Genomic DNA, 16,061 nt, shown 5'->3' with positions numbered 1-16,061 from the left:
GGCCAACTTAATGTCACCATCCTGGCATACATGGTATCTATGCAGCAGGTTTTCATTACCTGCAGGTTTTATTAATCACTCTTTCTATATGAATTGTAAGATACAGCTGTTCTTCCCTTGATAAATGATATTCGTATTTTTTCTGAATAAACGTTGTGATCTTCTCTACACACCGGTATGCATCCGGATACTTCTCTTTGATAATCTCCCACAGGCCATCGCTGTCATCTTCTTCGTATGTTTTATGTTCCGTAAGCCGTTTTGCAAAGAATTTCAGATGTGTAATAAACCGGTAATAATAGACGTCATCTTCATCGAACTCAATGTGGAAGAAATATTTTACAATATTCACGACTTCCTGCATGATTCTGGTAATCTCATACATGTTATGCATCTTCTCTTCATTCATCTGCGCATTCACAAGATGGAGGGCAATGAACCCGGCCTCATCCTCCGGTAGCCTTACCTTGCATTTCTCCTCGATCAGGTCCAGCGCCCACAGCCCTGTCTGGAATTCGTCCTTATAGAAACGTCGGATATCCCAGAGTAACACATTCTTCACTGTCACGCCCTCCAGAAAACGTACAATAGACGTATGGACGTGGTCGATCAGGGAAATATAGATCATATCGTTCAGTTTGTTTCCCAGCCGCAGCTTTGCCTCCGTAATGATCTCTTCGCCGATGGCAATATGCTCCATCGGAACATCCTGAATCAGAACCTGAAATTTATTGTTTGCTTCGGATTCCGATAGAAAAAAGGTCTTGTCAATCACTTCTTTCGGAATATCGTCACCTGTCTTTTTCTTGAAACAGATTCCTTTCCCCATCACAATCTTTTCCTGGCCCTGCTCATCCAGTACAACTGCAACATTATTATTCAAAGTCTTAAAGATTTTCATTCTCTGTTACCCCCTGAAAATAAAATAGAGTTTCGCTTGCGAAACTCGCGCCTGCGGCGCTCGCTCTGCGACATCTACCTTATACGCCGCAGTGCGCATCCCCCGGAAGGCTTTTTATTTCATAGGATGTACTTTCCTATGAAATAAAAAAACCTATATGCACAAATAAATCTGGAAACTCCTGCGTCCAAAATTATCTCTACATATAGGTTTAGCTTGCTTACGCAATCACCATCCCATTTACAAAACAGAGCATAGCACAGCTTTTGTGAGAAGTCAATCTCCTGCTTATCAGCTGGATGAACTTTCTCTGTTTTTCATAAATTTTCTACTGTATTTTTGTTCAATCTGCCTTCTGTCACGAAAAGGCAGCGGCAGAATAAAATATATTAATAATGAAAGAAAGGTCAAAACATTATGCTTACAGTTTATATAATCATTGCGGCTGTAGTCCTAGTGATCGCAGTCCTTGCATTCTGTATCGTATGGCAGGTCCGAAGCCGTCGTTTTCGTCCCTCTGGCAATAAACAGAGCCAGCAAAATGAATTAAACGCCGATCTCGAAGAAACCGGGTTTGCCTATGAATTAAAAGGTGATTATTTCTATTCTCTTATGGACTGCTGGCAGAGAGAAGTCGGTTACTGCCGCCTTTATGATGAAGCCGCACCGCTGTTCAATATGATCATGGATTGTGAACCAGTTACCTTTAGCTATGCCGGCAAACGCTGGCTGATTGAACTCTGGAAGGGCCAGTATGGTATCACGACCGGCGGTGAAATAGGAATCTATAACACGGAAAGAAACGATATCGATTCCGATAAATTCAAAGGAACATTTTACGAAAACATTAGTAATGAAGAGATGCTGAAGATGTCGTTTGTGCTCCGCAGAAACGGCAGGGTTATTTTAAAGAGAAGTGCTGTTCACTGGTGGCTCACAGGTTTTAAACTCGGACAGTTTTCCCATACTGACATGCTGACGATGAATGCCAGAATCAGCTTCCCTGACCGCGGCATGAGAAATGCCTTTGTGGAATCACTCGTAGATATCGGTTACCGCAAAAAGGAATATTCAATCAGAAGGAACACCGTTTGTATTCATTATACGACACCGCATTCCCCTCAGGCTGAATCCCGCAATAAGGTAAGTGCAGCTCTTGTACAGCAGACAAATCACAACAACTGTAAACTCTACGAATTTGCAACAGGAAAATACAGTGATACCCTTGATAAACTGGAATACGCAAAGGCAATGGCCCCGGAGCTTTATAAATTATTCATCGACTCACTTTATGCAAGGGGAATATATGAGGCCTTCGAGTGGATCAAAGACTGGCTGGGCGGGAAACCACCGCACCCGGTTCCGCCAGTACCGCCATGCCCGCCACCTAAGCCTCCGATACCACCGTGCCCGCCTGAACCACCCTGCCGCCCGGAGCCTCCGTGTCCGCCTGAACCTCCATGTCCGCCGAAGCCGCACTGTCCGCCACCTTGTAACTGCCCGCCGTGCAGTCCGAATCCATGCACGCCTTGCCCGCCAAGGCCCAGTTGTCCACCACAGTGCAATCCGTGTCGTCAGGGAAATTATAATTCCTGCAATATGGAGCAGCGAAACCAGATGCAGTGCAGTCCCTGCAGAAACAACAGGCAGATGAGAGATTCACAGTATGGATACCAATCGGAAGAGACAGAATCCTATTCTGACAGAAATGATGATTTTGAATAGACCGCAGAAAAAACCTAAGTTTCTTTAGGATAGAAAAATTCCGGAAATGATAGAATCTTCATTTCCGGAATTTTTATTATACCTCATTTTTAACCTTTATGTCTGTATCATTTTTATAATATGCTTCTCCAGTAAATGGATTCCGATTGCATATATAAATATATACCCAGTTAATATCATCAATAAAATCATATAATAAATACCGGATTCTTTACTGCTGAACATCCTCATCACAGGCAGCTCGATGAAAAAGATTGCTGAAACAGCTGCCGCAGACAGTAATGTCCACCATGAATGTGCGGACAGTTCCTGATGAAGAAGCCGTAATCTATCTTTCCCGTTCATTCCAATAGCGTCTAACATTTCATCCCTGCGTCTAAGCTCTGTGACTTCCAAACTGTATTTCAGATAAAAGATAAACAGGCTGCAGATTAACAAACTCACTATTACAGCAGAAAATGCAATCTCCTTAAAAAAACGTTCCCCCTCAGCCAAATGCTGCCGGACCTGCTTTTCATAACAAGGAAGAATTGCAGCATCCCAGGCAGAATCAGAAACATTTTTTTTAGTAAAATCCTCTAACCTATCTGCAATCTCCGGATACATACTTTTAGAAGTCCGAATTGTGACCAATTGTGTGGGGGAAGGCTCCTTATCAAGCCGGTCTAACACTAACTTCTGCTGCTGTTCAAAATAGGCATCAGAAAAAACGACTATATTTTCCTGATCCCCGCCATGAAACATACCGGTTAAAACTAACTTTTCCTGACTTTTTATCCTATAAGGCGGATACAGCTCATCCCTGCTTTGCAGATCATAGTAACGGATACTTCCAGACCGTAGATGTGGATCATACCCCAAACGTTCCATAGGAGAAAAATACCAGTCCAGAAGTCTCGCCCGCCCAGAAGCATCCTGCTGAAAAACGACATAGATTTCTTTATCCTTCAGATGAGGAGTGCCTTTATCAGCAGGTGCAACGACAGCTTTTAGTTTTTGATATGTAGTCTCTGAAATCCCAATATGCTGCCCGAGAGGGAAAAACATACCACCCGTTGTCGAGCTGGTAAGAGTATTGAATGAGAACGGTTCTGACAATAAGGTATCAACCCTCATCATTGGATAGATATCCATCTGTACCCCATCGGATTTTTCAAGATTCTGAAAAAATTCCATATCATCCTCATGTGCCATGCAGACAAAATCATATGGGTAATCAGCCTCCTCAAAATTAGCCGTCAGACAGGAACTTAGACGGGGCAGATAGACAGATAATATCAAAATCTGTATTGTAAACAAAAGAAAGAAATACTTAGCATTTGTCTTAAACCGATATTTCCATGGGAGAATTTGAAACACATGTTTCAGATATCGTTCCTTTTTTTTCATAAACCAAGTAATTATTTTTGTTCCGCCACAGTAGATTAACAGCAAAAAGCCAAAAAGCATAACCGCTATTCGGGAAGCTTCTTCCATCCAGTATCCATAACGAAAGCCCCGAATCCCTGAAATAATGCAGTAAAATCCGTATACGGTTCCCAAAAGCAAATATCGTTTTGGTAATCCCTCTTTTTTAGCGGCATTAACAGCAGAGGATGTAATATCGATTCCCTCAAATAAATGATAATTGATCAGCGTTGCAAGTCCTGTAATGAGTAAAAAAGTAATGGCAGCCACCAAATTAATAATCCCATAGGACGTATGGATTGAACCCTGAATTCCAATACGCTGCAAATAAACATATTTCATAAGTCTCAGACCAAAGTTCCCCAATAATAATCCAATAGTCAAAGATATCAGGATACAAAAGATATACTCCAGAGAGATGATCAGCCATAATGTCTTTTTACGGATGCCTAAGCTAAGAAAAATCCCGTAATTTCTCATACGCATTTTAATATAATTAGAAATGATCAGAACCAGCAGCATTACGGAAACAAATATCACAATCTTAAGGACTTCGCTGAAGATTTTGCGTCCTTCTCCTAATACCATCAAATTCTGGTCAGTGTTTGACTTATAAATGACGTACTGTGTTCCAAACAAGATATAAAGCAAAGCCGCAGACATCGAAGCAGCTGTAATAAACAAAAAGTAGCCTTTCAGGTTACTGCGGAAATTTGCGAATACCACTGCAAAAAAGTCTCTGGAATATCGGCCCGGAAACCGCATACGCCGGATCTTATCCAGCCGTTCTTCCTTCTCCCTCTGCTTGAGTTCCCTGGCCTTCCTATTCATCTCATCTCTTTCCATAATCAGCCGGGCACCAATATAATCTGCCAGCATAAAAAATATACAGATAAAAAGCGCAGGACAGATAAAATATGGCGTTAAAAAAACAGTCAAAAGATAAATCAGCCCAATCCAATAAGCAATATTTGTAAGCACCCCAAAATCTCTGCCACTAAAAAGAAGGGCTGACCGGATAAGCAGCACTACGGCAAGTAAAAGAGGCAGAAAAAGAAAGATATAAGCAGGAACTATGCTTATTCCACTGGCAGTGACTTCTTCCATATCTTCAAACGCCTTAGAAAATGCAGTAATCCCCCCATAATGATGAACCTTAAAATAAAATCCCAGAATTGTATACCCAGCTTCTTTAAAACGAATCCACTTAGCAAAAAGAATAAGAGCAGAAACCAGAATCCCAACCACACCACAAAACCTTTCCTTAGTCTGTTTCATAATCCCACTCCCGTCTGCATAAAAACATTCAATAACTCAACATTTTCACGACTCCATATACTTCTTTTGTACCCAGTTCTATATTGTCCCGCTAGCAGTAATTATCTTTTTTCTTAAATCTTTCTAAATAGAATTATCAATTACATTATATTTGTCATTTTTGTATGCCTTGCTAAAAAGAAGCGAAAAACAAACGCATGAAAGAATAATAATACAAGGCAAATAATGTGTATCTTTATAATCCGGAAGGAATGTTAGAATTATATTAGTCATAAAATGCATAAATGATATAATCCATATATTTTTAGTTTTCATATACACATAGCCAAACGCAACTGAAAGGGCAGGCAAATAAATAAACCTGGCGAACTGTACCGTCCAGTTCCAATTATCAATTGGAAAGTAAAATGGTATATGCCATATTTGCCAGAGTACACCGACAAAAATAACACCCAGCCGTTTTCCGAATCTTCTTTGTAATAATGGCTGGAGATACCCCCGCCATCCATATTCTTCCCCGAATGTCAATATACACTGTAATGGAAATGTTACAATAGATGCAACAGGAGCAAAAAATATAGTAGATGTTATTCCTTTAAAATTCATACACATAACTACAATAAGCATAATAACTGTATATAATAATATATATTTTGCCCCGGCTTTTATGTTCTTAGAAGGATCCAACTGTGGACAGGACATCCATGCATATAAAAGTATAATTAGACTTAAGATACCATTACCTATTACTATGAAGTTCTTTAGCAGGGGTTCCCCTATAACACCTGTAATCCTAAACAACAATGCGAAAAGAGACATACAAAAAGCAATTATAATTATTTTATATATTTGTTTTACTCCCTTTTCTTTATCGCTGTTTCGTATTTTTGCTAAAGCGACACCAGCCGCAGGCGTTAACATCATAAATAGAGATATGTTATAAACTTCTTCATATATCCCCAAATAAATAATGATGCCAAAAATTAAGGAACATCCATACGAAATAGCAAAAAAAATTGCAATCTCTGCTTTTTTAGAATTACCTGCCCTCATTCTATTCCTTGTATAATATTTGTAGAAGCTGAATATTATACTCTCCTTCCTTTACTCCCAATTCCCCTTATTTCCATATTTTAACTATATCACTTTCAATTTTTAATTCAATAGTTCAAAAATAATGTTAAAAGAAATAATCCATCAGTAAATCTCTTCTTGTATATCGTGCCCTCCCGAAATATAATGAACATCAGAGAAGTTTCTAAATCACAGGGCAATAGCGGGGAAGGAAGTGGTTAATATGGACGGTAAAATATTATTGGTAGATGATGAGAAGGATATCGTGGATTTAATGGAAGAGGTTCTGCGGCAGGATGGGTTCCGGTTTATTAAAAAGGCTTATACCGGTATGGAGGCCTTACAATTATGCAAAGAATTTGAGCCGGATATCGTGGTTTTGGATATTATGCTGCCAGATAGCAACGGCATAGATGTGTGCAGAAAAATCCGTGAATTTTCTATCTGCTCGATCCTTTTTCTTTCTTCAAAAAATGAGGATGTTGATAAAATCCTTGGCCTGTCGAGCGGCGGTGATGATTATATTACGAAGCCTTTCAGCCCGCGTGAAATTGTATTCCGGATTAAAGCACAGCTTAGACGCCAGCAGTACCATACCGATTTTCAGCCGCTTGAAAAAAGCATGATTACTGCCGGCCCCCTTTCGCTAGATAAAGAGAGCTGCCGCATTTATAAGGACGGAAATGAAATCAGCCTGACTGGGCGCGAATTTCTGCTTCTGTCTTACTTCATGGAAAATGCGGATAAGATTATAAGCAAAGAACATTTATACGAACATGTGTGGGGTGAGTACAGTGTCATTTGTGATAACACGATTATGGTCCATATACGGCACCTTCGTGAAAAAATTGAGGACTCCCCTTCCAATCCCCGGCAGCTTATTACTGTGAAGGGTCTGGGATATAAATTAAAGAAAAGGATTGATTAGATGAGAAAATCTGGATACCGTTCGACACTGCACATATATTTCATTTTTTTAACAGCATTACTATGTGTAACTATTTTTGCAGCCCTCTTTTCGTTATCCATAATCACGGTCCATACTCCCGGCGGTTCTGCTGAAAGGAGCAGTTACCCGAAAGAGTTTACCGTGGGTTTTCAGGAACAGATTGTTTTTACAGATAATACACCTCGTATCAAACAATCCGGGTTGGAACTGCTGCAGTCAAATCATGCGGGAATACAGATTCTCAATGACAGCGGACAGGAAATAGTCAGTTATCAGAAACCTGAAGATTTCAGGGATTCTTATTCTTACAGAGATCTCTTGGAGATAAGTGAAACAGGACATATAAACGACAGTGGGACAACATCCTTTGTCGGCGCTCTGGAACATAATGGAAAAGATTACACTTATATCGTTCATTTTCCAGTAAATATAGCAAAGGTGACGATGTATATGAACGGAGACCGGTTTACAGCAGGGAAGCAAGTCCTCTTCCTGTGCTTAGGTGTTATGTTTTTAACCATACTTATCGCCGGATTTATTTACGGATTCCGGATCACAAACATCATTAGCCGCTTGTCTCACTCGATTCAGAATATTGCACAACGTTCTTATATCCCAACAGCAGACAGGGGTGCCTTCCGTGATCTCTTTGACAGTCTGGACCATTTGGATGCAGAAATCAAAGCAAGTGATAAAGTGGCGGAAGAAACGGAAAACTTGCGTAAAGAATGGATTTCCAATATAACACATGATCTAAAGACACCCTTGTCCCCTATAAAAGGCTATGCGGAGATGCTGTCTGAAAAAGATATCATATCTGAAGAACAGGTAAAAAAATATTCTCAGGTGATGCTAAAAAATGTTTCCTATATGGAGTCGCTGATCAATGATCTAAAGCTGACCTATCAGCTGGACAGCGGCATGGTTCCTATCCAGAACGAGCACAGGAATATTGTCCGCTTTTTAAAGGAACTGGTGATCGATATTCTAAATAATCCTGAATATGAGAACCGCGAAATTCATTTTGACTGTCCTGAGGAAGAAATTACACTTTTCTTCGACAGTAAGCTCATGACAAGGGCCTTTCAAAATTTAATTCTGAATGCTTTTGCGCACGGGAATGAAGATACAGAGATTACCTTACGAATTGCAAAAGCCGGAAGCATGGTGCAGATCATTGTCTCTGATAACGGAAATGGTATAAAACCTGAGGAAGTCAACCGGCTTTTCCAGCGGTATTACAGAGGGACAAACACGGAACAAAAGACAGCAGGAACAGGCTTGGGACTTGCTATAACAAGAAGTATTATCGAGGCACAGGGTGGCAGTATCATGGTCGAAAGTGAACTCGGAATCGGAACTGATTTTAAAATTTATCTGGGAAACGGATAAGAAGTGCACCCCACAGATGCATACAGGTGCGTAACTGCATTTTCATGAATTAAGGTTAATTAAGGATGCCTGCAAGTTAGATTAAGGTTGATAGCTTATTATGTTATGTAATAGCTATTAACCTTTTTTGTTACATTCACTGAACATCAAAAATACAGAAATTGAAAGGAGGAACAGCTTTGAAGATTATTTTGAAATATATTCTCACAAATGTTAAGGAAAGGAAAACACGGACAATTGTCATGCTTCTGTCAATCGTCCTTTCTGCAGTACTTTTGTTTGTTTCGTTTTCAATCGGTACATCCTATGAAAATGCACAGCAAAAAATGGCACGCGGAATGGCCGGGTCTGCCGCGATATCAGTCAGTCCCCTGTCCCCCGATGATACGGTCGGCTTAGATGATATCCCGGAATTAACTTCTATTAAGGCAAAAGCCGGCATGCTGGAGGGCAGTGCCCTGTACCATGAGGATGGTTATTATGAAACCATTGATTTAATCGCTTCTGACCTCTCTTTGCTGAACCAGATAAATAAGCCCCGCCTGGTCAGCGGCGGGGACATCGAAAATTTTACGGGTTACAAGGTTATCCTGCCTGACCGTTTTACTTCTAAATATGGAATTGAAAAGGGGGATACCGTCATTCTTCAAATCAACGGAGTCCCCACCCGGTTCGAAGTTGCCGAAATAGCTTCTTACGATACAGTCTTTTTAAGACATACAAGAGGTGCAACGGCTCTGCTGCCGGAATCCACACTCGCAGAAATTTTACAGAAAAAGAATGGATACAGCGAAATTCTGATAGAACCTGCCGGGGATGTATCTGCCGGGGAATTGGCGGACACGTTGACTGAGGAGCTTTCCGGCCGCCCCCTTAGCGTATCAAAGGTCGTGAATGAGGAGCAGATAGAAGCCGATGCCAGACAGAAATCAATGCCGTTCTTCCTCATCAGCTTCTTCGCCCTGACGATGAGTGTTTTTATTATTTACAGCAGCTACAAGGTCATTACATTGGACCGTTTACCAATCATTGGAACATTTCGCAGTATCGGGGCGACACAGAAAACGGTAACCCGTATATTAATGCTGGAAAGTGCCTTATATGGCTTTACCGGTGGTATCATTGGTATCTTGCTCGGCACAGTTATCCTTAAACTGATTTTACGGGGCATGGGCGATTCTTTGTCAGCAGGCATCGAAATTCCTGTTGTTATTACTCCTGCGGCAGTCCTGCTTTCTTTCGGGGCGGCGGTTGTCGTTTCCATACTCAGTGCATGGATTCCGGTACGCCGTGCCAGCCGGCTGCCAATTAAGGATGTTGTATTAGGAATGGTGGAAGAAAAACATATGCCAAACCATCACGCTGCCGGCATCGGTATCGCGCTTCTTGTGGTTTCTGTGTTACTTCCAAGGCTTGCCTCAGGGAAATTCCTGTACCCCGCAGGTGGTTTTTCATTACTCGGATTGATATCTGCGGCAATCATGGTCATCCCGCTTGTTACAAACTTATTGTCAAAAGTTCTGGAACGAGTGTATACGGTTATCTTCAAGAATGAAGGGATGCTGGCAGCCAGAAATTTAAGGGATAATAAAAACATAACCCAGAATATCACTCTCTTGTTCATCAGCATTTCCGCTGTGATTGCAATTACAGTTGTCGGTAATTTTGTCAATACCTATATCACAGATGTATTCAATGGCGCTGAACTTCAGGGATTTGCAGACGGGGAAATGGATGAAGATTTCATCAGACAGGTGGAAGGGATGGAGGGAATTGAAAAGATACTGCCGGTCTATGTATTCAATAATGAAATGCAGTGTCAGGATCATACATTCTCACGACTGGAGGCCACAGACAACCTTGAACTATACAACTCGATGTTTCATCTCATCTATTCAAAAAAGGACATGGAAGTCTCCGCCATTTCCGCTTTTTCGGAGACACGTTCCATCCTCATTCAGGAGGATGTCCTGAACAGGGATGACTATGAAATTGGTGATTCGCTGACACTGGAGAACGATTCCGGCAGGAATACTTACACCATAACCGGAAGTTTTAAATCGAGGGCTACCGATGTCGAAGCTGTTATCCCCTCGGCTTATGCCATCCCGGATTTCAAACCTGCGGCATATCATTTTCTGGCCTATACGGCTGCCGATCCGGATTCTATTATGATTCAGATCAGGGATTTGTTTGGAAATACACAAAACTGGAGCCGGACTGTCGAAGAATTTAATACAGATGCACTTTCCACGGTTGGGGCATTTCTGGAGCCAATGTATAGTATGACCTATTTGATACTGCTGCTGGCCGCAGTGGGCATCATAAATAATCTGCTGATTAACTACATCCAGAAACAGCGTTCGATTGCCATGTATAAATCAGTCGGCCTGAGCAACAGGCAGAATATCAAAATAACAATCATCGAAAGCCTCACCTCCGGGATCATTGGAGCCGCCATCGCAATCGTTGTATCTTATCTGGAGATCCAGACAATCTTTCTTGTGGCAGGTCCTAAAATATCCATGTCACCGGATTTGGATTTCAAGACCTTTTTATCAGCCGGATTATTGGGAATCCTCGTCACACTGGCAGGTTCGGTTGTTCCTATGGTAAAGAGCAGAAAAATGAAACTGGTTGAAGAGATAAAATTTGAATGATAAATAGGAGGACGTGAAATGAAATCAATTACTGGCAATATTGCTGTCGAAGGAAAGAATATCGTCAAAGATTTTATAATCGGAGATACAACGACAAAGGTGCTGAAAGATATCTCTTTAAAAGTTTTAAAGAGTGAATTTGTCTCTATCATGGGACAGTCCGGTTCCGGGAAAAGTACGCTCCTCTATATACTGGGCGGCCTTGATACACCGACCAGGGGAACTGTTTCTATGAATGGAATAGATATCTCTAAATTTGATGATGAAAAAATGAGTAGAATCAGGCGTCAGAAAATAGGTTTTGTATTCCAGTTTTATAACCTGATCCCGAATCTGGATGTAGAGGAAAATATTATGCTGCCTCTGCTGCTGGACGGGAAAAAAATACGGGATTATAGAAAACGGCTGGATGAAATCCTCGAAGTAGTAGGGCTGACGGACAGGAAAAAACATACACCAAGGGAGCTGTCAGGCGGACAGCAGCAAAGGGTCGCAATCGCCCGTGCCCTAATGGGCAGTCCTGACATTTTATTTGCGGATGAACCTACTGGGAATCTGGACAGTCAAACCGGGGCAGAGATTATGGAACTCTTACAGTCTATCAATAAAAGCAGCGGCCAGACGATTATTATGGTCACCCATTCACCAGAAGCAGCGAAGAGCAGTGACCGTATTATTACCGTAAAAGATGGAGTGATTTTGTAACTGCTTTTTGGGAGGGGAGAAATACAGGGGCATCATGACCCGGGCTGAATCATGATACCCCTTATGGATAATTAATCTTTTAATTCATTCCAACAATTCTGACCTCTCCCCAGATCCCTGACGGGAATGGTTCTTTTATCATCTCTCTCTCCCGCCAGTTGAATACTTTTTCTTCCCTGCACCGGTTCAGCCCGCCAGAAGCATATGGCCATTCCGGTATGATTTTATCTTCCAGTATTTCCGGGTATTCCGGATCGATCATTCTGTTGATCAGGAGATTTGTCACGACCAGTTTCACGCTGTTTTCACCCTGGTGCAAAAGCCCGGTGATATCTGCCCTGTAAGGATGCTTGATCACGGTATCAGCCAGCGTGCCGTTTACATAGATCTCAGCCGTTTCTCCGAGGTGCTCCATATGCAGTATTACAGTGCCACAGCCTCCCAGTTCCTTCCATTCGTCTTCTGTGATACAGAAACATTTGCCGTACCTTCCGCTTCCAGAGTAATACTTAAGCTCCGGTTCTTTCTCCCAGCTGTCCAGCACATGGTATTCTTTTCGGAAATCTTTTTCCGGTATATCGAGAATCCAGCCGCGGGACAGGTCCAGAGATATGATTTCCTCTTTTCTGCGTTCAGGCTCAGGCATATCCATCCCGTCATGAAATACAAAAAGCAGGGACTGATATGCTTCTATATCAAGGCTTACCTCTATCCCATCCTCTGTCACTTGTATCTGTCGGATCTCCTTTTCTTCACAGGTCATAGGGTCAAATACACAGAATCCAGTTTTGGTATTTGTAAATTTTATCGTTTCTTCTATATCTTTTTTACTAATATTAGACATAAAATAAATATCATCCGTCTCTGTTTCACGCTGTACATACCCGACGGTTTCCGGATGGTGGTATATCAGCACATCCGGGGTTTTTATCCTGCGCAGTTCCTGAATCAGACTGTCAAACTTATCCTCTGTGACGGTAACATTCCCCTGTCTTTTCAACTCATTTCCAATCTCACGGATTCTGGCAGTATCCTCCTCAAACCGGAGCATTCCACAGGACTTGTCCGGAATCCTCCCGGCTGCAATGACGTTCCCGCCATTTTCCGCAAACTGCCGGATCTTTTCCATCGTATCGAGCGGGATATGGTCGCACTCAATCAGGAGCAGTGTATCATATTCATACTTTTCCCAATTTTCCAGAACATCATCATTGACGTAGTCAAACCAGTAGCCCGCCTTATGGATCGCATTTATGCAGGATGATTCCAGTCTTTCGTCCAGCTTCATGCACATATGCGTATCCGCGAGAGGGGTTTTTGCCCATATATCATGCTGTGGCAGATACACGCCCGTAGAAACCACCGGCCTGCCCCGCTGCAGGAAGTCACACACACGGTTGATATAAATACTGATCTCTTTATAATACTTCCACCATGTGTTTGTATGGTTAATGTTTGTGGATGCATAAAATGGAGTCATCCCCACACCGTCTTCTTTACTGTAGCTGTATCCGTGGTTGACAATCTGGTTGATTCCATCCAGAAAAATACTGTCTGCCGCCGCCTTAATATTTTCCAGTGACACTACAAACCGCGGGAAACGAAGCCAGGTAAAGGATTCATTGGAAATAACCGGTTTGTGGTAGACATGCCCGGCTGAAACTGCCAGCCTTCTGTGTACCGTATTCACAGCATATCTGTCAAATGCTGAGAAGGTCTCCCCCTCTGGAATATCCGCAGCCCCGTACGCCTGAAGGATATCCCCCCATGTCCCGTGCGCCTGGATTCTGGAAACGGCACCCTTTTCATGACACCACTTAGTCAGTTCCCGAAAGAAATTCTCCACGGTAAGCTCACCCATTGTTTTCTGGAAATCATATCGGATCTGTTCTGTCAGCCCTTTTACCTCCCCCCACAGGGCATAGATGTAAGGTCTGAGCTCGTACCCTCTTCTTCTGCGGAACTCATCATACAGGATATCCGTCCAGTTATGTCCGAACACCTCGATGGAGTCACAGAAAAAATTACTTATTTTTCCCCGGCCGATGTTCTCTACAATAGGGTCCCCGCCATATTCCAGAAAGGCCCTCAGGGAATCCTTCCGGTTATGGTCTATGATCAGCCCGTCCCCGCCCCGCAGAGGTTTCAACACTCTCTGCCTTTTATCACTGGACACAAACAGGACGATTTTGTGCACGCCCTCAGGTATCACGATCTCTTCGATTTCCGTGCCCCAGGGCCAGTTAAACAGATACTTATCCACCACATGCTCTGTGATATCCACCATTGTCTCCGGAAGCATCTGGGCACCTTCCATTTTCCCCAGTACTGCACCGACAACTTTCCCGTATATGACTGTCGTCAGGTCTTTCGAAAAACGGCATGGCCCTTCGACATCCAGACAGAACGGAAGAACACTCGGCCCGCTTAGTTCTTCTGTAAGAAACGGCCCACCAAAGGGCCAGGATGACCCGAGTGTCAGATCAAACTGCATCCCCCGTGCCGCGGCCTCATCTGCTGCAAAGCGTATCATTTCAAAATACCCCGGAGAAAGATATTCGTAGTTTTCGACATTTTTTTCTTTATCATTCGCCTCTACAGGATATAAAATCTGCAGTTCAACGCCCCCGATCCGTGCCTCTTTCATCAAATCCAGTTCCCTAATAATCTCATCCTTATCCACTGCACAGCCGTACCACCACCATCTCGTGCGTCCTCTTGTCTCACTGCGCGGCTGGTTCAGCTGATGAATGACTTCTTCTTTATTCATTTGAACACCTCCCGGCTTAATTGTTATATCTTTTCCAATGCCTGCTCCAGATCTCCGATCAGTACATCGGCCCCCTCCAGGCCGCAGTGTATCCGGATCAGGCCGCTGTCATGCCCGTTCAGGTTCAGGAACTCCAGTTCCTCCTTCTTGTAATGTATCAGGGGGCACAGTGCCAGACTCTCAAACCCGCCCCATGAACAGCCGATTTCAAATACGTTCAGGCTGTTTACAGCCTTCACCGCTTTTTCAGGATCTCCTTTTAATACAAAACTCATGAGTCCCGTATGTCCCGACTGCTGTCTTTTGATCAGTTCCGCCTGTGGATGGGAGGCCAGTCCTGTATAGTAGACCCGTTCTACCTTCGGATGGTGCTCGAGATAATCTGCCACCTCCATTGCGGTCTGCTGATGCTGTTCCACCCGCAGGTGCATCGTCCGCAGCCCCCGGATTCCCAGCCACGCCTCCATCGGCCCTAAGATCCCGCCAAAAAGCTCACGGATTGTTTCCCGGATTAGTTTCCCCAGTTCTTCATCCTGAACAACAAGAATGCCTCCGATGATATCACTGTGCCCGCCTATATACTTCGACAATGTGTGCATAACAATGTCGATTCCCATTGTCAGCGGTTTCTGGAAAAGCGGCGTACAGAATGTATTATCAATGTAAGTCTTGATGCCGTGGGCCTTTGCAACCCTGGCCGCACCTGCGATATCTGTTACGGTAAAAACAAATGTCGCCGGGCTTTCCAGCAGAATCATATCCGTATTATCCTGAATCAGGTCTTCCAGCCGGTTTAGATCTATCCCGTCCCAATAGGATACCGTGATCCCCATTTTCGGAATAAAATACCTGTTCAGAATATTTTTCACCGGCTGGTAAACATCCCGCATGCAGATCACATGGCTGCCTGCGCGGCATACCGCCAGTATTGCTGCCGATGCTGCCGCCATGCCGCTGGAGAATGCGATTGCGGCAGCTCCCTTCTCAAGGGCCGCTGCCTTCTCCTCTAAAATATGTACAGTAGGATTTGCCGCACGCCCATATACATAGGCCTGGTCCTCCTGATGTGATGCATAGGATTCCAGACTGTCAAATACATGGAGAGAGTTCATAAATACTGGGGGAACGACCGCATTCATATATTTGCTTTGTTCTTCCCCAAGATGTGTGATTGCTAATCTGTCTTCTTTGTTCTGCATG

At 43.1% G+C, this 16,061-nt stretch carries 10 protein-coding genes; 5 read left to right on the top strand and 5 right to left on the bottom strand.

All coding sequences use genetic code 11. The annotated features are described in order from the left end of the window. Nucleotides 1-55: 55 nt before the first annotated feature. Entirely contained in the window at nucleotides 56-901 is an 846-nt protein-coding gene (gene licT, locus ABIN22_RS00325; RefSeq protein WP_346906040.1) for a BglG family transcription antiterminator LicT, read from the bottom strand. 417 nt (nucleotides 902-1,318) lie between these two features. On the opposite strand from licT, the gene ABIN22_RS00320 reads away from it, so the two are divergent. Beyond that, complete coding sequence (locus ABIN22_RS00320) at nucleotides 1,319-2,626, top strand: DUF4474 domain-containing protein (RefSeq protein WP_346906039.1); 1,308 nt, start codon at nucleotides 1,319-1,321, stop codon at nucleotides 2,624-2,626. Between the two features lie 96 nt (nucleotides 2,627-2,722). Here the strand turns inward: ABIN22_RS00320 and ABIN22_RS00315 are convergent, their stop codons facing one another. Next, the gene (locus ABIN22_RS00315) at nucleotides 2,723-5,311 is read right to left on the bottom strand and encodes an ABC transporter permease (RefSeq protein WP_346906038.1); all 2,589 of its coding nucleotides are present in this window, start codon (nucleotides 5,309-5,311) and stop codon (nucleotides 2,723-2,725) included. 123 nt (nucleotides 5,312-5,434) lie between these two features. After that, on the bottom strand, nucleotides 5,435-6,364 hold the full coding sequence (locus ABIN22_RS00310) for a CPBP family intramembrane glutamic endopeptidase (RefSeq protein ID WP_346906037.1): 930 nt from the start codon (nucleotides 6,362-6,364) through the stop codon (nucleotides 5,435-5,437). A gap of 244 nt (nucleotides 6,365-6,608) precedes the next feature. Between ABIN22_RS00310 and ABIN22_RS00305 the strand changes: the two genes are divergently transcribed. The 4 genes from ABIN22_RS00305 to ABIN22_RS00290 all read left to right on the top strand — a co-directional run bounded on the left by ABIN22_RS00305 (nucleotide 6,609) and on the right by ABIN22_RS00290 (nucleotide 12,091). Then, entirely contained in the window at nucleotides 6,609-7,313 is a 705-nt protein-coding gene (locus ABIN22_RS00305; protein WP_109733660.1) for a response regulator transcription factor, read from the top strand. After that, complete coding sequence (locus ABIN22_RS00300) at nucleotides 7,314-8,726, top strand: sensor histidine kinase (RefSeq protein ID WP_109733659.1); 1,413 nt, start codon at nucleotides 7,314-7,316, stop codon at nucleotides 8,724-8,726. Between the two features lie 188 nt (nucleotides 8,727-8,914). Then, nucleotides 8,915-11,386: an ABC transporter permease gene (locus ABIN22_RS00295; protein WP_416388293.1), complete on the top strand. Its 2,472-nt coding sequence runs from the start codon at nucleotides 8,915-8,917 to the stop codon at nucleotides 11,384-11,386. An 18-nt stretch (nucleotides 11,387-11,404) separates the two neighbouring features. Then, nucleotides 11,405-12,091: an ABC transporter ATP-binding protein gene (locus ABIN22_RS00290; protein WP_346906036.1), complete on the top strand. Its 687-nt coding sequence runs from the start codon at nucleotides 11,405-11,407 to the stop codon at nucleotides 12,089-12,091. A gap of 79 nt (nucleotides 12,092-12,170) precedes the next feature. Here ABIN22_RS00290 and ABIN22_RS00285 read toward each other — a convergent pair whose 3' ends face one another. Both ABIN22_RS00285 and ABIN22_RS00280 read right to left on the bottom strand, forming a co-directional pair. Next, entirely contained in the window at nucleotides 12,171-14,861 is a 2,691-nt protein-coding gene (locus ABIN22_RS00285; protein ID WP_346906035.1) for a glycosyl hydrolase, read from the bottom strand. Between the two features lie 23 nt (nucleotides 14,862-14,884). Then, entirely contained in the window at nucleotides 14,885-16,060 is a 1,176-nt protein-coding gene (locus tag ABIN22_RS00280; protein ID WP_346906034.1) for a trans-sulfuration enzyme family protein, read from the bottom strand. Nucleotide 16,061: the final 1 nt, after the last annotated feature.

This window comes from Faecalicatena orotica, from assembly GCF_905197545.1.
Classification (GTDB): Bacteria; Bacillota; Clostridia; order Lachnospirales; family Lachnospiraceae; genus Faecalicatena_A; species Faecalicatena_A orotica.
This window is presented reverse-complemented; position numbering and strand designations above follow the sequence as displayed.